Genomic DNA, 18,903 nt, shown 5'->3' on the forward strand with positions numbered 1-18,903 from the left:
GTTGCATCGCCGGTCATTGTGCGGCGGTGGATACCGCTCTGATGTTCATGACGGCGAAGCTCTCGCGGCTTCCGGTCGATTCCGACAGCGCGTACAGCCAATGGCCGTCCTGCAACGCATCCGAGATCGCATGCCGCACGATGGCTCCCCTGGAGTTCTGATAGTCGATCGTGACGGGTGTGCCGCGCGCTGCGGCGTCGGTCAACAGATCCAGCTCTCGCGGCAGCAGTCGGCTGTGCGAATCCAGCGCAGACCGCACTCGTGCCTCGTCGACGGTTCCGCTGCTGCCGGCCAGCAGGAGCCGCGCGAGCTCGCGTGGTTCGCGTCGGTGCCGTGCCTGGTGGACGGCACGATGCGTCGGCCGGGTGTCCCCCGCGCGGATCCGGGGTGCGCTGTCGAGTTGGAGTTGCCCGGTGTCGGAGTGCCGCACCGGGGAGTATCCGTGCCTGCGGAGCACTGCGATGGTGTCGATCGGCGTGGCCGAACTGACCAGAACGGTGGGAGCGAGGCGCTGGAACTGCAGCACTGACAGGGACTCGTCGGTCTCGATGTTCGTCAGCAGGACGACGTCCTCGGAGACGATGGCGCAGGGAATTCTGCGCACGGCCAGGGCGCCGTAGGTACGCCAGCAGTCCCGGATCGTGTAGCTCAGAGCCTGGGGTACGTCGGTGTCGGCCATCGCGGTCAACGCATCGATCAACTCGTCGCCGGTGCCACCGGTGTCGAAGAACCCTCGGATGGTCGCGGGGGTGAACCGCCAGACCGATGCGACGTCCCTCGACTCGGGCTGCGCGGCCGCGCCGAGAATCGACGCCACCTCGGTACTGGGTGGTCCGGTCACCACCGCCGTGGAATCGGGCAACAGCCGAACGGAGAACGGAACCCACTCGGCCATGTCCTGCAACTGTGCGGCCAGAGCCGCACGGATTTCGCTCGGGTCACCGTCTCGACCCGCGGGGAACTCGGTGAGGGTGCGGCACAGATCGGTCGGCGCACCGTCGGCCAGTATCCCGAGCCGACTCGCCTCCAACCACAGCGCGTGCACGTGGCCGGGCCCGGCGCCCGTCGAGACGACCGGGATGTGCCAGTCCAGGTACCGGGCGAACTCCTCGGCATCCTGCAGAACCGTCACCGGCGAGTCGACGTCCTCGTATCGGAGCAGAGCTGTCAGCGCCGTCGCGCGCAGGTCCGCTGCCGCGGGGTCGTCGAGCATCTTCTTGAGCACGGGAACGGTCTTCTGCGACGCACGGGGCACGCGGTGGGTGGGAGTGATGGGCGAACTCCACCACGCGGTCACCAGCGTCGCCGCCTGTTCGGCTCGGGCACTCGTCGACCATGTCTCGTAGGCCGAGGTCAACGCGACGCCGGTCTTTCCGCGTTCGGCCAGCAGCCCGGCTTCGCGTGCCAGCATCAACATCAACGCGGTGTCGTGTTCGTCGGCGAATCCCAACCTGCTCGTCAGCGACCGAAGTTCCTTGGCACTGACGCCGCCGGTCTTCATCGTCGTCAGGCCGTCGGCGTCGATGGCCGTCAGCAATGCCTGCGTGTGTTCGCAGAACTGCAGCAGTGCGATGGAACGAGTGCGCCGCACGTCGTCGTGCGAGAGCGCGCGGGTCTCGAAGGTCGGCGGCGTGACTTCGATGGGCAGACGCCACCCGACCCCGCGCAGGGCGATGCTCACCTCCAGCGGCATCTCGACGCGGTGCCCGTCGAGTCGGTACAACAATCCCCGCTCGAAGGCAGGGGTCCCCGCGCTCGGTGGAATGTCGAAGATCAGTGACACCGGCTTGCCATCGACGAAGCGAGACAACATCGCTCGCATCTCCTCCGGCCCGCCGTCGAACAGTTCACGGATGCGCTCGGGCGTCATCGCGGCTGCAACGGCGTCGGCGCGCGCCCCTCGCTCGAGCGACGGGTCGATTCCGAGGATCGACAGCACGGCCAGCCGATCCTGCTCGACAGCGCAGTGCAGGAACAGCTTTCGTTGCCTGCGGGCAAGTCCGAACGGATGCGAGAACACCCCGGACAGATCGATGGGTGAGTATTCGACGGTGCCTGCGCCGGGTGAGGAGTGCGGCCAGATCAACCCGTAGGCCGTCAGTGTGGCGAGAGCGGCATCGATGTGCGGCGTCTCGTTGACCGATCCATCACTCGCCCAGTGCCCGATCTCGGCGCGGCTCAGATCGCCCATGAGCGCGAACAATTCGAGGAGAGCCATCGCGCCGCTGTCGAGTCGACGCGGCAGCATCGACACCCGAGACGGTGCACCGAGCAACTGCGCGAGCAAGCCGAACGAGCGCGGTGGCGGGTCTGTCGCCACGTCCGGCCGACGATGCAGCAGATCGGTCAGTGCGTCCTCGTCGAGAGACGCAAGCCAGCCCTCGTAGGTCTCGATACTGTCGGTCATTCCGGCCCCCGGTGAAAGTTCTGGCCACTGTATCGACGGGCACCGACAGACTTATTCGTTCTTGGCTGCGGCTTTCGCTGCCTTCTTGAATTCACGTACCTCGAGCAGCGATTTCTCGTCCACCACGTCGGCGATGGATCGACGCGCACCGTCGTCGCCGTACGCTCCGGCGGCCTTGCGCCAACCGTCCGGCGTGACGCCCATCTGCTTGCCGAGCAGCGCGAGGAAGATGCGGGCCTTCTGATCGCCGTAGCCGGGGAGGGCCTTGAGACGCTTCAGCACTTCTGCGCCGTCGGGATCGTCCCGAGTCCAGATCTCCTGCGGCTTGCCGTCGTAGTTCTCGACCAGGAACGCCGCGAGTCCCTGGATGCGCTTGGCCATCGAACCCGGGAACCGGTGGACGGCCGGGGTCTGCGCGCACAGGGCAGCGAACTCGTCGGGATCGGTGTCGGCGACGGTGTCGACGTTCAGGTCGCCGAGACGATCGACGAGCTTCTTCGGTCCTGCGAACGCCGATTCCATCGGTACCTGCTGGTCGAGCAGCATGCCGATCAGCAGTGCGAACGGATCCTCGGCGAGCAGTGCATCGGCCTCAGGATCGCCGACGAGGTGCAGTGTGCGAGACATGGCCTCGATCTTGCCATGCACCTCCACCATGGATGACGATCTGGACTCGGGAAATGGTGCAGTGGGACGGACACTGTTCGACGCATTCGGTGCCCGACTTCACTCCGTGCCAGACGGGGAGAAAGTACGCGTAGCAACAACCGCAGCCTTTCGAGTGGATACTTCGTTTCCACCAACGCATGTAGTGTTCAGAACACGGTGACCCGACGCCCGCCACGCCTCGTCGTGCGGACTCCCCTACTGCGTCGGGGAATGCATGAACGCTTCGTCTCCACGCACCCTTCGAGTGTTTGTTGCAGGGTGGGTCATTCAGGATGGATCTTTTCCCCGCGCATCGGTCGGTGATCTCGCGGACGTCGCCCTCGAGCACTACTCGCTAGCGGATGCACCTAGCCCGTGCGACGAAACACGCACTGCCATAGCCAGACCCGCCTACGGCCGAGCACCCAGCATGCACTGCGATGGGCGTCTACTCTGGCTTCATCTCGTCTACGGCGACGGCTGGAGCGCCCAGTGGTGGACCGACGAGCCCACCGATGGCGAGGTCACTCTGACCGGAACGTTCAACGCGATGCTCACCGACTTCGGCGTGGACGCGCCACCCCGCGTCCACGGTCGCATCCGCTCGATGCATCTCGTCGACCAACAAGTTCGACCGACAGAAAACGGCTGGACCACCATCGATGGAACCAACCAGCTCACTGAGATCGATGCCATTCCCGTCGCACACGAATGGTGGCCGTCCAAGGACACCGAAGACGGCGGCTTCGTCGCGTCGGGTGTACTGATCGACATCGATCTCGACGACAACCCCTCTTCGCTCAGACCGTTCGTAGCTGGAGCTGTGACGATCAGGGGAAATTCGATCTGGGTCATGCACTCGTCGGACCCGGTTCTTCTGCAGGTCGATACGGCGGGCGCAGTTCCGGTCGTCACTCGCTACCTGCTGCCGCTGACCATCGAACCTTCGGTCGACCGCTGGTCGCGTCGGATACACGCGATCGACGACGGCTTCTGGATCACCTCCGAGCACGATATCCACCTGTGCACCATTTCTCCCGAGGGAGAGCTGAACATCGAGCGATACACCACAGAAGGCAGCTGGACCACCACAGTCCACGAGGGACAGCTGTATCTCCTGGGTAGGACACGGTCGTCGATGAACAGTAACCGACGCCATGGAGTGATCAGAACTTACCCGGACGAGCAGCGAGTTCGATTGTTGAACAGAGTTACCCGACGCCTCACTCCCGTCGACGGACCCGACGACATCCGGTTTGTTCGAGCAGACCGCGCTACGGCGGTCGACGGCACGCGGTGGCGCGTCGACGGCACAACTATGTTGCGCCGCATCGACTCCGACGGTACGGCGTCGAAGATCGACCTGACAGCCGAGTCAGCGACGCGCACCGTGCGATCGACAACACCGGATGCATTTGCCGACCCTGCCAATGCCGACGTCGTTGCCTCTATCACGGTCGACTCCTCGCATTTCGTTCCGAAAAGACCGCCGAACCCGTAACCAACGGGTCGATCATTGATAGTAGATTTCGGGCGACTCGCAGAGAGGTACAACATGGCGCAGTACTGGGGCGACTTTCCGTCGTCCGCCGCTGAGGACGAGATTCCTGACGTGCTGCCGGCGGGTCGGTACGTCAGCGTGATACCCAACGGGCACGGTGCACTTACGGCATGGATCGCAGGACCTCGAAGATGTTATCGAACAATGCATCCCGCGACCGCGCACGGGCCGGTAAGCAAGTGGCACGTCCTGGTGCCCGACAACATTTCCGATGGCAAGGCGCTCGAGGACGCGTTGAAAGAGAAAAACCTCTACATCGATCCTGCCGAAGTACGCAAGGCGATAGTGCGGCTGTACAACGCCTTGCTCCACTCACATCCGCCGAAATAGAGAGTGTCGGTTCGACGCCTCGCGTAGACGACCCCGAAAAGAGCATCGATTCGTTCGTCGGGCGCGTGCGAATCTGCCCGTTACACCACACCAGCCACGTGCCCACGCCGACGAGCGTTGCTCAAACCGATTCGTTCTCGCAGCCCGGAGCCCCGCCGCCCCGCCCTATTCACTCGACTTCCCTTTCGCGAATCGCGCTGCCTCCGTGCGGTTCTGGGCTCCGAGTTTGGTCAGCACATTCGACACGTGCACGCTGACGGTCTTGACGCTGATCACGAGTCGCTCGGCGATCTGCTTGTTGGTGCATCCCTCGCCGAGCAGTTCCAGAACGTCCCACTCGCGTCGAGTCAGCAGGTCCGCGCCTGCGGGTCGACGCGTATCGCCGAGTCGCACGGTGGCCCCGAGTCGGTCGTAGATCGCGATGGCCTCGTCGGCCGCGTGTGCGGATGCCGACCGGTCACCCGCCGCCTCGAGGGCTTCGGAGAGCGACTGCAGCGCCCGGGCGCGCTCGAACGGCTGAATTGCGAACGCGTTCACGGCCGCACGCCATGCCGCCACTACGGAGGCGGCGTCCCCGTATCCGCAATTGAGCCGCAGGTGACCCAACTCGGCCTCGCCTCGCCGTATCCAGGCGGTCGACTCCCAGCCGTAGGACGGGCTGGAACTCGCTGTGCGTTCGATCTCGGAGTGCAGGCGTGATCCGATGTCCAATGCGGCCTGCGCACCGATGACGGCAGACCCGCGGCGCGCCGCTTCCATCCCCAGTACCGACAGTCTGATGCGCCCGCCGAACCATGGGTTGTGCCATTGCGCACCCACGGTGGCGACAGCGTCTTCTATGCAGGTGATCACTTCGCTGAACCGCCCGTTGCACAACGCGGTATAGGCAACAGCTGCGCTCCTCAGAATCGTGATGAAGCCATCCTGAGACTCGTAGGGGCGCACGCGTTCGATGTCGGCCGCGAGCTCCTCGTCCCCGATCGCGGCTCGAATCTGAAATCCTGCGCACAGCTGCTCGGCCGAACCCAAAGGTGGTGCGGCCGATTCGATCCGAGCCAAGTCGGCGAGGGCCAGTGTCCAATCACCCGAGTAGTACCGCACGTTCGCAAGCTGGACCCGCGCCCCGACTCCGTAGGGCGTCCATTGGCGGCCCGTGGAACGAGCGATCTCGACTGCCTCCTCGAACGATTCCTGGGCCGACAGGAAATTGCCGTCGTCGAATTCGACCATTCCGAGATTGAACTTGCTGCGCAGTAGATCCCCGATGTCACCGCTTTCTCGCGCGAGTGCGGCGGTACGAACGAGGAGCCTGCGCGACGCCGCGGGGTCATTATGGCGTCCGTGCAAGCGTGCCAGCGTAATTCGCGCATCTGCCGACCGCCCCGGATCGCCGAGGGACTCTGCGATACGCACAGACTCCTCGGCCCAGGCGAGCGACTGATCTTCCCTGCCCAACGAATCGGTTATCCGGGCACCGAGAGCGGTCAAGTGCACCCTCCATGGGGCGAATTCCTCCGCGTCCGCGATGATCAACGCTTGCTCGACGGCCACCAGGGCCGAATCCTCACGTTCGATCGCCAGAGCCGAAGTCGCCTCTGCGTGCAACAAGTCGAGTCGATCGGGGATCGACAACGCATCCCCACCCCGTTCCAGTTCGGCACGGACCACAGAGAGCGCCCGCAGGTCTTGCCCTGCTGTCGTCGACGCCACCGCGTACTCCAACACCAGTGCCGTTTCCGTCGGCTCCCATTGCGGCTGTCTCAGTTCCAGTGCGGCGGCGAGGTGAGCCATGGCTTCAGCAGGTGCCGCCAGCGTCATCGCCTCGCGGCCCGCATCGACGTGGGCTCTGAACGCCTTCGGCAGATCGTGGGCCAATCCTGCGTGTCGAGCCAGGTCCGCGGCAGCGCCACGATGCCGGTGTTCGGTGAGCGTGTCGACGAAAGAAGCGTGCAACCTAGCACGACGGCCGGGCAGGACGTCGTCGTAGATGGCCTCGGCCAGGAGCGCGTGCCGAAAGACGTAGTAGAAGTCGGCGGTCTCCACGAGCCGGGCGTCGACGATCTCGCGGATCACGTCTTCGAGTCGGTCCTCGTCCAGACCGGTCACCTCTGCCAAAACCTCGTGCGCGACGCGGGGGCCACCCACCGCCATCGTTTCGGCTACCGACTTCGCCGTGGGCGACAAGGCGTCGAGCCGGACCAGCAGTAGCTCGGCAAGGCCGGGCGGAATCGACGATCCCGGACGCTGGCCGGCAGATACGAGTTCCTCGATGAAAAACGGATTGCCACCCGATCGCTCCACGATGACGTCCCGGGATGCCACATCCGTTGCCGCGGGGAGCGAGTCGAGGAGGCGGTACGACGATTCGGCATCGAGAGCCGGCAGGTCGACTCGACGGACGTAGCTCAGACGTGTCCACTCGGAGAGCGACTGTCGGAGTGGGTGTTTGCGATGCAGATCATCACTACGATACGAGATCAGCAGTGCAACACGAGTTTTCGCGAGTCTCGACAGCAGAAATGTCATGAGCTCACGGGTGGAGGTGTCCGCCCAGTGCGCATCCTCGACGATGAGGACCGCCGGGCGGTCGGCCCCGGCTGCAGCCAGCGCAACCAAGGCAGCATCGAACAGCTCGGTCCGTGTGGTGTGCGGGAGTGGACCGAACAATTCGGTGAACGCGAGATACGGAATGCCGACCTCACCGAGGTCCAAGCACCGCCCGACCAGTACCCGAGTTGCGCGTGCTTCCGCATTGCGCCGCAATTCTGCCAGCAGTCGCGTTTTGCCTACACCGGCGTCGCCGGACACGACGGCCGCGGCAGGTACGCCTCTGGCAGCGTCCGCGACGACCTGTTCGAGCGCTGCAAGTTCGGCGTCCCGTCCGATCAGAGTGCGAGCCACGCCAACAAACTACGCCGCGCTCGTGGCCGGCCGTCGTTCTGTGCACGCCTGCGCACCCGACGGTCGTACGCTCGCAGCGAATCCGCAACACGGCGTTCGTGATCGGCCAGAACTTCGTAGGTGGAGTACATGGACCCACTCTGGCTCCGCCGCACCGTCCACACATCAGGCGAGTTCCCTATCTTCGGGCGAACCCTCGTGCGAGAGAGCCCTAGGGAACAGCCGACGCGGTTACCTCACACGAGACATGTCAGGTGATCGACACCAACTGCGTGATGTCGTCGAAGGGCAGCGGTCCGTCGACGACGGCTCCGACGACGGCGCTGTTGAGGATGATCGATCCGCCGTGGTTGTCGAGGAAGGCGGTGTCGGATGCGTCGCGTCCGGTGGCGATGCGCACCAGGGTCGATCGCGGGGCGAGGCAGGTCGCGTCCACCACTCGCCACTGGCCTTCGACGAATGCTTCGGCGACCGCATGGAAGTCCATAGGATCGCAGCCCGGCGCGTACACCGCGACCAGGCGAGCCGGGACGTTGACGGCGCGCAGCAGCGCCACCACGAGGTGGGTGTAATCGCGGCAGACGCCGGCACCGGCAAGGAGGGTGTCGACTGCGCCGTCGATGGGGTCGCTGCTGCCCGGTACGTAGCTCAGCCGCGCGCCGACCCACGAGGACACCTCGGCGAGCAACTTCTCCGAGGGTGGGTACGAGCCGAATTCCGTTGCTGCGAAGCCGAAGAACTTGTCGGCTTCGGCGTAGCGGCTGGGCCGCAGGTACAGCGAGAGGTCGTAGTCGGAGACCGGAGCGGGCTCGGTGTTTCCGTAGATGGTTGCCGAGTACGACGCCTCGAGCTTGCCGACGCCGGCGTGAATCTTGTGGATGCGGGTGCCGTGAGCACCGCTGATCTCCTGCGCCTCGATCGGCTGACCGTCGAGTGTGAACGAGAGTGCTTCCCACACATCGGTTCCTGGATGCGGTGCAATTGCGATCTGGAACTCGAGGGTGCTGGCCTCGGTCACGTCGACATCGAGGTACGCAGAGACATCACGTTTCATCGTGCCGATCCTGCCATCTTCGAGCCGTTCGCGCAGACTATGACTCGTCGGTGGGGCGATCGCCGGTCACCAGGAAGATGACTCGTTTGGCGACCTCGACAGTGTGGTCGGAGTATCGCTCGTAGAAGCGCCCGAGCAGCGTGATGTCCACTGCGGCAGGAACGCCGTGCGGCCAGTCGGGCGCGGAGGTCAGCATGAACAGGCTGCGGTGCAGCGCGTCCATCTCCTGATCCTGAATTCGCAGGTCGGCGGCGAGTTCGGCGTCTCGGGTCTCCAGGACGCGTTGCGTGGACTCGGCCTGCGCGACGGCAACGCGACCCATCTGCTCGAACACGCCCTCGACCTCGGGCGGCAGTACGTGCGCGGGATGGCGACGGCGAACCAGTTCGGCGATGTGCACGGCCAGGCCCCCCATGCGCTGGAGATCGGCGACGATGTTGATGCCCGAGACGACGCGTCGTAGATCGTGGGCAACGGGTGCCTGCAGGGCCAGGAAGCCGAAGGCTCCGTGCTCCCATTCGACTGCGAGCATGTCGATTTCTTCGCGGTATTCGATGGTCTGCTCGGCGAGAACGATGTCTGCCGTCAACAACGATTGAGTCGCGTCCGCCATCGCCTTCTCGGCAATTCGCGACATTTCGGACAAATTCGACGCCAGCGAATCCAATGTCTCGGCGTAACTGTCCCGCATGAAGTACTCAACCCCTACCGTTCGGCCCTGTTGGGCCTGTAGGCCTTACCCCCGAACACTTGTTTCTACACCTCCCACGGCGCTGTGCGACGCTGAACGCCATGACTGTGTTGAAGTCGATAGTGCTGTTCGGCGTCGCCGCTCTGTTCGAGATCGGCGGAGCATGGTTGGTATGGCAAGGGATTCGAGAGCATCGCGGCTGGCTGTGGGCCGGAGCCGGGGTGATCGCGCTGGGTGCCTACGGCTTCGTGGCGACCCTGCAACCCGACGCGAACTTCGGTCGGATTCTGGCGGCATACGGCGGGGTGTTCGTCGCGGGATCGTTGCTCTGGGCAATGGTGGTCGACGGTTTCCGACCTGATCGGTGGGACATCACCGGAGCGTCGATCGCACTGATCGGCGTCGCGGTGATCATGTACGGCCCGCGCTGATGCACGCGGGCCGTACCGAGAAGATCAGCAGTTGGACGGCGCGGGCACCCCGTAGAACCGGTCCTTGATCCAGTTCTGCGCCTCGCCGAGGCCGAGGATATCCGGAATCAGGTGTCCGGCACCCGAACCCGGGACGATGGCCGGAACCTGCGCGGCGCTCAGCTGCACGGTGGCACCCTTGCCGCACCAGTCCCCTGCCAGTCCGACGGCCTGTCCGTGGGGAACGATGTCGTCGGACGTACCGGACTGAATCAGTACCGGAGCGTTCGGCGTCCGCTCACCGATCTTGTTCTTGGCCAGGATCTCCTGAGCGACGGGCAGCCTGTCCAGCACCACCGAGAGCGGCTCGCCGGTCTTGGTGTACTCGTTGGTGCGGTGCAGCCCGACGTTCAGAATCGTTTCTCCCACACACTGATTCGCGACCAGATTCAGCATGGCCTTGCCTGCGTCGTTGATGTTCTCGTCGATGATGGGCTGCAGACCGGGGTCGGAGTTGAGCAGACCGTTGAGGGTGTATCCGATGACTCCGGTGAGAATGGTGCCGTCGACCTGCTCGAGGGTCGCCTTCAGATCTGCGGGAGGTGCGCCGGCGTAGGTGCCGACGAGGTTCATCTCGGGTGCGTACTCATCGGCGAGTTCCGCTGCAGCAGCGGCTGCTCCGCCGCCCTGCGAGTAGCCGTACGCGGCCACCGGGCCGTCGGCGGAGATCTTGGTGCCCTGCAGGTTCTGTGCGGCGCGGGCCGCGTCGAGCACAGCGTGAGCTTCCGAGGCGCGGTTGACGTATGTGTGCGCACCCGGCGTACCGAGGCCCTCGTAGTCGGTGATGACCACGCCGTAGCCCTGCGAGAGCAGCGAGTATGCCGCGAGCACCTCGTACTCGACCATGAAGCCGAGCGGCGGGGTGTAGGTGATGACGTTGTTGAGCATCTTCGACGGCGCGCACTGATCGCCCTGACCCTGAGTTCCCGGGGCGAGGACGACGAGCGGACGCGGGCCGGGACCGGTCCACGCCGCGGCAGGATCGATGTAGGTTCCCGTGACGGCATTGGCTTCGCCGTTGGAATCGTTACTGCGGTACATGATTCGGGTTGCCGCACCGGGCAGCGGGCCACCGATCCCGGGAACCGACAGCGCGAGATGCGAGGGCTCGGACCGGATCACGTCGCCCGGGGAGCCTGCGGGGAGCGGGCTCGGTGGAATGTAGAAATCGGATTCGACGGTCGATCCCGTCGAGGGTGCCGCCGATACCGCGGGTGCCGTCACCCCCATGAATACTGCTGCTACCGCCACAGCCGACCCGAACACGCGCTTGCAACGCACCTGATAACCCCCAACGTCGATCACTTGTCTTCAAGTGAGCGCTACCCCGTGTAGCACTTATCGTGACGCACCTTACGTGATGCGTCACACAACGCATAGGGCTAGTTCGGTGTCCTCACGATCAGCGTCGACGACGATGCATCGCCGTCTTGGCCGCATCGACCTCGTCGCTGGTGAAGGGCCGCCCCGGCAGCGTCGACCTTGGAACGCCGTCGCCGCGCAGACCGTCGAGCAGCACGGTGAAATAGCGTCGCCAGTTCGACGCGTCGACGGTGCTGGAGAATTCGACGCTCGCGCCGATCATGCCGAGCACCGGATAGAAGTCGTTGACGGCAACGTCCGGCCGAAGCTGACCGGATGCCAGTGCTCGTTCGACGACCTTCTCGAAGAACGGATCGATGCGCGAGCGAACCTGAGCGATCCCTCGACAGCCCTGATCGGACCCGAGTACGACATCTCCGAGACCGCGATCGAGTGCCATTCCCGCGCACACATCGCCGAGGAACTGCACCAACCCGTCCCACGGATCCTCGGCTTCGAGCGCCCGTTCGGCGGTCGCGAGCATGTCTTCGAGACGCTGCTCGAACACGCCGTCGATCAGTTCTTCCTTGCACGAGAACCGCCGATAGACGGTGCCGACGCCCACCTTGGCGTGCGCCGCGACGTCGTCGAGCGTGATGTCGATGCCGTGTGAGGCGAACAGTTCGCGGGCCGCGTCGACGATGCGACGTCGATTGCGTTCGGCATCAGCCCGTAGTGGCTTCGATGCCGTTGTGTCCGCTCTCACACTCATTCGATGTCCGTTTCACCCGATAAGCGGAGGACATCCCTCCACTTAGCTGCTACCTTATCTCTACAACCGGAGGGTACACCTCCGCATAGTCGAACCGAGGACACTATGACCACCCTTTCATCGGAGAACGTGGGCGACGCCACGTCGAACACCACGCCGGTCGACGAACGTTCGCATCGGAATCGTTGGCTGATTCTCGCGACGCTCGGGCTGGCTCAGCTCATGGTCGTGCTCGACGCGACCATCGTGAACATCGCACTCCCCGCCGCACAGCTCGACCTGGGCTTCGACAACGCCGACCGCTCCTGGGTCGTCACCTCGTACGCACTCGCGTTCGGCAGCCTGCTGCTGCTCGGTGGACGACTGAGCGACCTCTTCGGACGACGCAACACCTTCCTCATCGGGCTCGTCGGTTTCGCGCTGATGTCGGCAGTGGGCGGCGCGGCCGTCAACTTCGGCATGCTCGTCGCGGCCCGCGCCGGTCAGGGTGTCTTCGGCGCTCTGCTCGCCCCCGCGGCCCTGTCCCTGTTGGCCACCACCTTCACCGACACCAAGGAACGCGCCAAGGCATTCGGCATCTTCGGTGCCATCGCCGGCGGCGGCGGCGCTCTCGGCCTGCTGCTGGGCGGCATGCTCACCGAATGGGCCAACTGGCGCTGGAGCCTGTACGTCAACCTGATCTTCGCCGCACTCGCCTTCGTCGGCGGGTTCCTGTTCCTGGCCAAGCACAAGGTCGACGTCCGCCCCAAGCTCGACATCCCCGGCACCCTCGCCGTCTCGGCCGCACTGTTCTCCATCGTCTACGGCTTCGCTCACGCCGAGTCCGACGGCTGGGGCAACTCGGTCACCCTCGGATTCCTGGCCGCCGGTGTCGTATTGCTCGCAGTGTTCGTGACCATCCAGATGCGCGTCGAGCATCCGTTGTTGCCGTTGCGGATCGTGCTGAACCGCACTCGTGCGGGATCGTTCCTCGCTGTATTCGTCACCGGCGCAGGCATGTTCGCGGTGTTCCTGTTCCTGACGTACTACCTGCAGAACACGCTGAAGTACACGCCCATCACCACCGGGTTCGCGTTCATGCCGATGATCGCGTCGCTGATCCTCACGGCGACGCTGTCCACGGCGCTGATCCTGCCCCGCTTCGGACCCCGCATCCTGATGACGACCGGCCTGGTCGTGGCCTCGATCGGCATGGCACTGCTGACGCAGATCGACGTCGACAGCAGCTACGTCACGCACATCCTGCCCGGCCTGGTCATCATGGGCCTCGGCCTCGGTGCCACCATGGCCCCGGCAATGCAGGGCGCAATCTCGGGCGTCGACCCTGACGATTCCGGTGTCGCATCGGCAACGGTGAACACGATGCAGCAGGTGGGCGGCTCGATCGGCACGGCGCTGCTGAGCACCGTGGCCGCCAATGCGGCGACCAGCTACGTCAGCTCCAACATGGCGACGGCAACCGATGCGGCACTGCTGCAGGCCAATGCGGAGATTGCCAGCTACACCACCACGTTCTGGTGGGCGTCGGGAATCTTCCTGCTCGGCGCGGTGCTGTCGGCCACGCTGCTCAAGAGTGGGCCACTGCCGTCGGCACCCGAAGGTGCGGTAGTAGTCGGGCACTGAGCGGCTTCGCCGCATGTGAGCGGAACCTCGTAGCCTGCTACGAGGTTCCGCTCACATGCGTTCAGCCTTCGAGCAACTTTTCGGTCGCGGCCAGCAGAACGCAGGTCGCGACGCCGTCCATCGACTTCTCCAGCTCACCGAGTGACGGGAAGCTCGGGGCGAGGCGAATGTTCTTGTCTTCCGGATCTTTTCCGTACGGGAAGGCCGAGCCGGCGGCCGTCAGAGCGATTCCGGCTTCCTTGGCCAGCGCGATCGACCGCGCGGCCGTGCCCTCGAGCACGTCGAGGCTGATGAAGTAACCGCCCTTGGGTTCGGTCCACGAGGCAATCTTCGAGGCACCGAGACGGTCCTCGAGGATCTGCTGCACCAGAGCGAACTTGGGGGCCAGGATCTCGCGATGCTTGGCCATGTGGGCCCGCACACCGGCGGCATCACCGAAGAAGCGCAGGTGCCGCAGCTGGTTCAACTTGTCCGGACCGATGCTCTTCTTGCCGAAATGCTTCTGGTACCAGGCGAGGTTCTCCTCGGAACTGCCGAGGAAGCTGACCCCGGCACCGGCGAACGTGATCTTCGAGGTCGACGCGAACACGAACGGGCGGTTGGGGAACCCGGCCTCGGCGGCCATGCCCAACACGTCATACGACGGCGCGAATTCCTCGGTCAGTGGATGCACCGCGTAGGCGTTGTCCCAGAACAGTCGGAAATCGGGTGCGGCCGCAGGCATGGTGGCCAGCGCGCGAACGACGTCCTCCGAGTAGACGGCACCGGTGGGGTTCGCGTAGTTCGGCACCACCCACATGCCCTTGATCTGCGGATCCGACGCCACCAGGTTGGCGATCTCGTGCACGTCCGGGCCGTCGGGCCCCATCGGAACCGGGATCATCTCGATGCCGAAGCTCTCGGTGATCGCGAAGTGCCTGTCGTAGCCGGGCGAAGGGCAGAGGAAGCGCACGTTCGGCTCGGCCGACCAGGCGCGAGGGGAATCGGGCAGCCCATGCAGCAGCGCCCAGACCACCAGATCCTGCATGATCTCGAGGCTGGCGTTGTTGCCGGCGAGCAAGTTCTTCACCGGGATGCCGAGCAGTTCGCCGAAGATGGCACGCAGTTCCGGCAGGCCCGCGAGGCCGCCGTAGTTGCGGCAGTCGGTGCCGTTGCCGTCCTTGTAATCCGCACCCGGAAGCGTCAGCAGGTCAGCAGCCAGGTCGAGCTGCTCAGGCGACGGCTTGCCGCGAGTAAGATCGAGAGTGAGCTTCTCGGCTTTGAGCTGCGTGTACTTCGCGCTCTGCCGCTCGTGCTCGGAGGCAAGCTCCTCATGGTTCATCAGACCCAACTGGGTTTGCGCTGGCATGCGGAGCGGCCTCTCGGTGACGGGTTCCCCGGACAGTGTCGATGTCACTGAAATAAAGGGGACCCCGCGCACCCGGCAGAGCCCATTGACCCTTGCTGCCTTCCGGCCCTGGGGGAGTTCACAGGATGCGCGCCGCGCGGGATCCGATAGGAAGTGTAGCCGTCTCCCGTCCGACAACACATCACCACCCTTCGCGCCTCCCGATTTGGGAGATGGTGGGGGTAACCGGGTAAGCTCCCCCACGGAGGATTCGCCTAGTGGCCTATGGCGCTCGCCTGGAACGCGGGTTGGGTTAACGCCCTCAGGGGTTCAAATCCCCTATCCTCCGCCAAAGAAGCCCCCGTGACATGTCACGGGGGCTTCTTGCTGTTCAAGGCGAGGTGGTTCACCCGTCCGCTCTGGTTCGCGCCCACCCCGTTCGCGCCCACCCCATTCGCGTCAATGGACCACTGCACCGGTCAGACGTATGCAGTGGTCCATCCACCCAGTTCACGTCTCTGCGTCGATGTCACATTGACGCGGCCAGACGTATGCAGTGGTCCATTGACGCGGGGCGGGGCCCGAACTAGCGAGCCGACCAACCACCGTCCATGGTGTATGACGCTCCAGTGACCATGCCGGCGTTTTCGGAAGTCAACCAGCCCACCAGTGAGGCGACTTCGGCCGGTTCGACGAGTCGCTTGATGGCCGCCTCGGTCAGCAGGACTTTCTCGAGTACCTCGTTCTCGGGGATTCCGTGCGCCTTGGCCTGGTCTGCAATCTGTGTTTCCACCAGAGGCGTTCGGACGTATCCCGGGTTGACGCAGTTGCTCGTCACACCGTGGGCGGCACCTTCGAGGGCCGTCACTTTCGACAGTCCTTCGAGTGCATGTTTGGCGGTGACGTAGGCGACCTTGAATTCCGAGGCACGCAGTCCGTGCACCGAGGACAGGTTCACCACCCGACCGAAGCCGCGAGAGTACATGTGCGGCAACGCAGCTCGAACCAACAGGAACGGTGCCTCCACCATCAGCGTCTGGATTCTGCGGAATGCGCCCGGGTCGAAGTCGACGATCGGTGCGACGGTTTGGATACCCGCATTGTTGACGAGGATGTCGACGTCCAGCCGGAGGTCGTCCAACGCGGTGGTGTCGAGCAGATCCACCGACCACACCTCACCACCGATCTCCGACGCCAATTCCTTTGCGGCAACGTCGTTCACATCGGCGACGGTGACGCGGGCACCTCGGCCGGCGAGCTCGCGCGCACACGCGGCCCCGATGCCGGACGCTCCCCCGGTGACGAGGGCGGAGCGTCCGTTCAGGTCGGTCATCGCTGTGCAGTCTTGTCGAGCAGGCCGGCCTTCGCCAGCTCGGCCTCGGTGGCCAGGTTCTTGGCGTCGGCGATGTCGATACTTTCGAGCGCCAGCCCCTTGGTCTCCCGAGCGACGACGACGGCCACGACGGTGATCGCGCAGGCCACGGCCAAGTACACCGCGATCGGGACGGACGAGCCGTAGACGTCGAGCAGCTTGACCGCGATGATCGGGGCCAGCGAACCGGCGACGATCGAGGTGACCTGGTAGCCGAGGGACACACCGGAGTACCGCATCCGCGTCGGGAACATCTCGGCCATGATGGCCGGCTGCGTGGCGTACATGAAGGCGTGGAACATCAGGCCGATGATGATGGCCAGCATGATGACGACGTTGTGGCCGCTGTTCATCATCGGGAAGGCGAAGAAGCCCCACGTTGCCGCGGTGACGGCTCCGGCGAAGTAGACCGGGCGACGTCCGACGCGGTCGGCGAGCTTGCCCACCAACGGAATCGTGCAGAAGTGGATCGCGTGGGCGATGAGCATCCACCACAGGATCGTGGAGGTGTCGGTACCCACCTCGACCGAGAGGTACGTGATGGAGAAGGTGACGACGAGGTAGTACATGACGTTCTCACCGAAGCGCAGTCCCATCGCGGTGAACACGCCACGCGGGTAACGCTTCACGACCTCGAAGACACCGTACGACGCGGCCTTGATGACCTCGGCCTGCTTGTGAGCCTCGAGGAAGATCGGGGCGTCGGAGACCTTGGTGCGGATGTAGTAGCCGACGAAGACGATGACGGCGGAGAGCCAGAACGCGACGCGCCAGCCCCAGCTGAGGAAGGCTTCGTCGGACAGTGTGGTCGTCAGGACGAGCAGCGCGACGGTGGCGAGCAGGTTACCTGCGGGCACGCCGGCCTGCGGCCAGCTGGCCCAGAATCCGCGGGACTTGTTGGGGCTGTGTTCTGCAACGAGGAGAACCGCGCCGCCCCATTCGCCGCCGACGGCGAAGCCCTGGATGAATCGCAGGGTCACCAGCAGTCCCGGTGCCCAGTAGCCGATCGCCTCGAAGGTCGGTAGGCAGCCCATGAGGAACGTGGCTCCGCCGACGAGGACGAGGCTGAACTGCAGCAACTTCTTTCGGCCGTACTTGTCGCCGTAGTGACCGAAGACGATGCCGCCCAACGGACGTGCGACGAATCCGACGGCGTAGGTGACGAAGGCCGCGAGGATCGCGTCGAGCTCACTGGTTCCGGCAGCGAAGAAGATCTTGCTGAACACCAGCGTTGCGGCGGTGCCGTAGAGGAAGAACTCGTACCACTCGACGATGGTGCCTGCCATCGACGCCCCGACGACCTTCTTCAGGCCTGTGGGCGTGGCATCGGGATCCGGTTCTGGTCGTTCTGTCAGCGGCTGATCGACGCTCATGTTTTCTCCTGTGTTACTCAGCACGTCACGTTCATGTATGTGATGGACCACACAACTGCGGGTTGCTCTGAGTATTGGTGCAGATGTTTGTGGGCGCAAGAGCCATGAACGCAGGTCGGATCTGCAAAACTGCACACATGACACTCGGTGGCGCGAAGATCCCCAGTGCAGATGACCTGCTGGTGCTGCTCGCTGTCAGTCGCACCGGTCGCTACAGCTCCGCCGCCGACGACCTGGGCATCAACCACACGACCATTTCCCGACGCATCGCCGCACTCGAGGACACGCTCGGCGGCCGGGTTCTCACCCGTGGTGCCGGTGGCTGGGAGCTGACGCAGCTGGGCCGCGGCGCGCTGGCCGCGGCGGAGGCCGTCGAGGATGCGCTGCGCACCCTCGTCTCGAGCGATGTCGGCGCGTTGGAAGGCGTCGTACGAATTTCGGCGACCGACGGATTCAGCGCCTACATCGCGGCTCCGGCCGCGGCGCGGGTGCAGCGCGCTCATCCGCGCGTGTCCGTGGAAATCGTGGCGGTCACCAGGCGCGCCTCGCAGCAACGATCGGGTCTGGACATCGAGATCGTCGTCGGGCAACCGCAAGTGCATCGCGCCGAGGCCATCCGGCTAGGGGACTATCTACTCGGCCTCTATGCCTCCGAGGACTATCTGGAGGACCACGGAACTCCGCAGGTGCCGGCCGATCTCTCTGCACACCCGTTCATCTACTTCATCGATTCGATGCTGCACGTCGACGATCTCGATCTGGCCCCCAACTTCACCCCGACCATGCGCGAATCGGTCACCTCCACCAACGTCTTCGTCCACGTCGAGGCCACCCGCGCCTCCGCGGGCATCGGGCTGTTGCCATGCTTCATGGCCGACCGCCACCCCGACCTCCGACGAGTCCTGCCCAACGCCATCGCGGTGAAACTGACCTACTGGCTCGTGACCCGTACCGAAACACTGCGACGGCCGGAGGTGTCGGCGGTGGTCGACGCCATCCGCGCCGTCGTCACCGAACAACGTTCGGCACTGTTGGGTGAACACTGAATACCTACGTCCCATAAGGAGAGTGC

At 64.7% G+C, this 18,903-nt stretch carries 16 protein-coding genes, 1 tRNA gene and 1 other RNA gene; 6 read left to right on the plus strand and 12 right to left on the minus strand.

Annotated elements, in window-relative coordinates:
* Window positions 1-13: 13 nt before the first annotated feature.
* The gene (locus R3P93_RS13870) at window positions 14-2,407 is read right to left on the minus strand and encodes a helicase-associated domain-containing protein (RefSeq protein ID WP_317533255.1); all 2,394 of its coding nucleotides are present in this window, start codon (window positions 2,405-2,407) and stop codon (window positions 14-16) included.
* Window positions 2,408-2,458: 51 nt separating this feature from the next.
* Window positions 2,459-3,034, minus strand: a complete 576-nt coding sequence (locus tag R3P93_RS13875; RefSeq protein ID WP_068050461.1) for an HhH-GPD-type base excision DNA repair protein — start codon at window positions 3,032-3,034, stop codon at window positions 2,459-2,461.
* Window positions 3,035-3,485: 451 nt separating this feature from the next.
* Here R3P93_RS13875 and R3P93_RS13880 point away from each other — a divergent pair, with 451 nt between their 5' ends.
* Entirely contained in the window at window positions 3,486-4,556 is a 1,071-nt protein-coding gene (locus R3P93_RS13880) for a hypothetical protein (RefSeq protein WP_317533256.1), read from the plus strand.
* 54 nt (window positions 4,557-4,610) lie between these two features.
* On the plus strand, window positions 4,611-4,946 hold the full coding sequence (locus R3P93_RS13885) for a hypothetical protein (protein WP_143536588.1): 336 nt from the start codon (window positions 4,611-4,613) through the stop codon (window positions 4,944-4,946).
* 165 nt (window positions 4,947-5,111) lie between these two features.
* On the opposite strand, the gene R3P93_RS13890 is transcribed toward R3P93_RS13885, so the two are convergent.
* The 4 genes from R3P93_RS13890 to phoU form a co-directional block, all read right to left on the minus strand.
* Window positions 5,112-7,847, minus strand: coding sequence for a helix-turn-helix transcriptional regulator (locus tag R3P93_RS13890; RefSeq protein WP_317533257.1), 2,736 nt, complete (start codon window positions 7,845-7,847; stop codon window positions 5,112-5,114).
* Window positions 7,832-7,978, minus strand: a complete 147-nt coding sequence (locus tag R3P93_RS13895; RefSeq protein WP_176460212.1) for a hypothetical protein — start codon at window positions 7,976-7,978, stop codon at window positions 7,832-7,834. The genes R3P93_RS13890 and R3P93_RS13895 overlap by 16 nt, the downstream gene beginning before the upstream one ends.
* A 119-nt stretch (window positions 7,979-8,097) precedes the next feature.
* A complete protein-coding gene (locus tag R3P93_RS13900; protein ID WP_068050450.1) occupies window positions 8,098-8,901 on the minus strand; it encodes a transglutaminase-like domain-containing protein in 804 nt (267 codons plus the stop codon).
* A 37-nt stretch (window positions 8,902-8,938) separates the two neighbouring features.
* A complete protein-coding gene (phoU, locus tag R3P93_RS13905; RefSeq protein WP_317533258.1) occupies window positions 8,939-9,592 on the minus strand; it encodes a phosphate signaling complex protein PhoU in 654 nt (217 codons plus the stop codon).
* A gap of 101 nt (window positions 9,593-9,693) precedes the next feature.
* Here phoU and R3P93_RS13910 point away from each other — a divergent pair, with 101 nt between their 5' ends.
* The gene (locus R3P93_RS13910) at window positions 9,694-10,023 is read left to right on the plus strand and encodes a YnfA family protein (protein ID WP_068050448.1); all 330 of its coding nucleotides are present in this window, start codon (window positions 9,694-9,696) and stop codon (window positions 10,021-10,023) included.
* 24 nt (window positions 10,024-10,047) lie between these two features.
* Here R3P93_RS13910 and R3P93_RS13915 read toward each other — a convergent pair whose 3' ends face one another.
* A complete protein-coding gene (locus R3P93_RS13915; protein ID WP_094638958.1) occupies window positions 10,048-11,292 on the minus strand; it encodes a lipase family protein in 1,245 nt (414 codons plus the stop codon).
* A 172-nt stretch (window positions 11,293-11,464) separates the two neighbouring features.
* Window positions 11,465-12,136: a TetR/AcrR family transcriptional regulator gene (locus tag R3P93_RS13920; RefSeq protein ID WP_317533259.1), complete on the minus strand. Its 672-nt coding sequence runs from the start codon at window positions 12,134-12,136 to the stop codon at window positions 11,465-11,467.
* A gap of 105 nt (window positions 12,137-12,241) precedes the next feature.
* Here R3P93_RS13920 and R3P93_RS13925 point away from each other — a divergent pair, with 105 nt between their 5' ends.
* Window positions 12,242-13,759: a DHA2 family efflux MFS transporter permease subunit gene (locus tag R3P93_RS13925; RefSeq protein ID WP_317533260.1), complete on the plus strand. Its 1,518-nt coding sequence runs from the start codon at window positions 12,242-12,244 to the stop codon at window positions 13,757-13,759.
* A 61-nt stretch (window positions 13,760-13,820) separates the two neighbouring features.
* Here R3P93_RS13925 and R3P93_RS13930 read toward each other — a convergent pair whose 3' ends face one another.
* Both R3P93_RS13930 and ffs read right to left on the minus strand, forming a co-directional pair.
* The gene (locus R3P93_RS13930; protein WP_094638959.1) at window positions 13,821-15,107 is read right to left on the minus strand and encodes an aminotransferase class I/II-fold pyridoxal phosphate-dependent enzyme; all 1,287 of its coding nucleotides are present in this window, start codon (window positions 15,105-15,107) and stop codon (window positions 13,821-13,823) included.
* A gap of 53 nt (window positions 15,108-15,160) precedes the next feature.
* Window positions 15,161-15,255: signal recognition particle sRNA small type (gene ffs, locus R3P93_RS13935), an RNA gene on the minus strand.
* Between the two features lie 95 nt (window positions 15,256-15,350).
* Here ffs and R3P93_RS13940 point away from each other — a divergent pair.
* A tRNA-Ser gene (locus R3P93_RS13940) sits at window positions 15,351-15,438 on the plus strand.
* Between the two features lie 234 nt (window positions 15,439-15,672).
* Here R3P93_RS13940 and R3P93_RS13945 read toward each other — a convergent pair.
* Both R3P93_RS13945 and R3P93_RS13950 read right to left on the minus strand, forming a co-directional pair.
* Entirely contained in the window at window positions 15,673-16,419 is a 747-nt protein-coding gene (locus R3P93_RS13945; RefSeq protein WP_317533261.1) for a 3-hydroxybutyrate dehydrogenase, read from the minus strand.
* Window positions 16,416-17,831 (minus strand): MFS transporter, encoded by a 1,416-nt coding sequence (locus tag R3P93_RS13950; protein WP_068050444.1) that lies wholly within the window; start codon window positions 17,829-17,831, stop codon window positions 16,416-16,418. Before R3P93_RS13950 ends, R3P93_RS13945 begins: the two co-directional genes overlap by 4 nt.
* 137 nt (window positions 17,832-17,968) lie before the next feature.
* Between R3P93_RS13950 and R3P93_RS13955 the strand changes: the two genes are divergently transcribed.
* Entirely contained in the window at window positions 17,969-18,877 is a 909-nt protein-coding gene (locus R3P93_RS13955) for a LysR family transcriptional regulator (protein ID WP_094638744.1), read from the plus strand.
* Window positions 18,878-18,903 lie beyond the last annotated feature (26 nt).

Source organism: Rhodococcus cerastii (assembly GCF_033042195.1).
Classification (GTDB): domain Bacteria; phylum Actinomycetota; class Actinomycetes; order Mycobacteriales; family Mycobacteriaceae; genus Rhodococcoides.

Excerpts from the sequence above, each read along its gene's own strand:
- R3P93_RS13870 (WP_317533255.1), bottom strand. The coding sequence starts at position 2,407 with ATGACCGACAGTATCGAGACCTACGAGGGCTGGCTTGCGTCTCTCGAC.
- R3P93_RS13875 (WP_068050461.1), bottom strand. The coding sequence starts at position 3,034 with ATGTCTCGCACACTGCACCTCGTCGGCGATCCTGAGGCCGATGCACTG.
- R3P93_RS13880 (WP_317533256.1), top strand. The coding sequence starts at position 3,486 with ATGCACTGCGATGGGCGTCTACTCTGGCTTCATCTCGTCTACGGCGAC.
- R3P93_RS13885 (WP_143536588.1), top strand. The coding sequence starts at position 4,611 with ATGGCGCAGTACTGGGGCGACTTTCCGTCGTCCGCCGCTGAGGACGAG.
- R3P93_RS13895 (WP_176460212.1), bottom strand. The coding sequence starts at position 7,978 with ATGTACTCCACCTACGAAGTTCTGGCCGATCACGAACGCCGTGTTGCG.
- R3P93_RS13900 (WP_068050450.1), bottom strand. The coding sequence starts at position 8,901 with ATGAAACGTGATGTCTCTGCGTACCTCGATGTCGACGTGACCGAGGCC.
- phoU (WP_317533258.1), bottom strand. The coding sequence starts at position 9,592 with ATGCGGGACAGTTACGCCGAGACATTGGATTCGCTGGCGTCGAATTTG.
- R3P93_RS13910 (WP_068050448.1), top strand. The coding sequence starts at position 9,694 with ATGACTGTGTTGAAGTCGATAGTGCTGTTCGGCGTCGCCGCTCTGTTC.
- R3P93_RS13915 (WP_094638958.1), bottom strand. The coding sequence starts at position 11,292 with ATGGGGGTGACGGCACCCGCGGTATCGGCGGCACCCTCGACGGGATCG.
- R3P93_RS13920 (WP_317533259.1), bottom strand. The coding sequence starts at position 12,136 with ATGAGTGTGAGAGCGGACACAACGGCATCGAAGCCACTACGGGCTGAT.
- R3P93_RS13925 (WP_317533260.1), top strand. The coding sequence starts at position 12,242 with ATGACCACCCTTTCATCGGAGAACGTGGGCGACGCCACGTCGAACACC.
- R3P93_RS13930 (WP_094638959.1), bottom strand. The coding sequence starts at position 15,107 with ATGCCAGCGCAAACCCAGTTGGGTCTGATGAACCATGAGGAGCTTGCC.
- R3P93_RS13945 (WP_317533261.1), bottom strand. The coding sequence starts at position 16,419 with ATGACCGACCTGAACGGACGCTCCGCCCTCGTCACCGGGGGAGCGTCC.
- R3P93_RS13950 (WP_068050444.1), bottom strand. The coding sequence starts at position 17,831 with ATGAGCGTCGATCAGCCGCTGACAGAACGACCAGAACCGGATCCCGAT.
- R3P93_RS13955 (WP_094638744.1), top strand. The coding sequence starts at position 17,969 with ATGACACTCGGTGGCGCGAAGATCCCCAGTGCAGATGACCTGCTGGTG.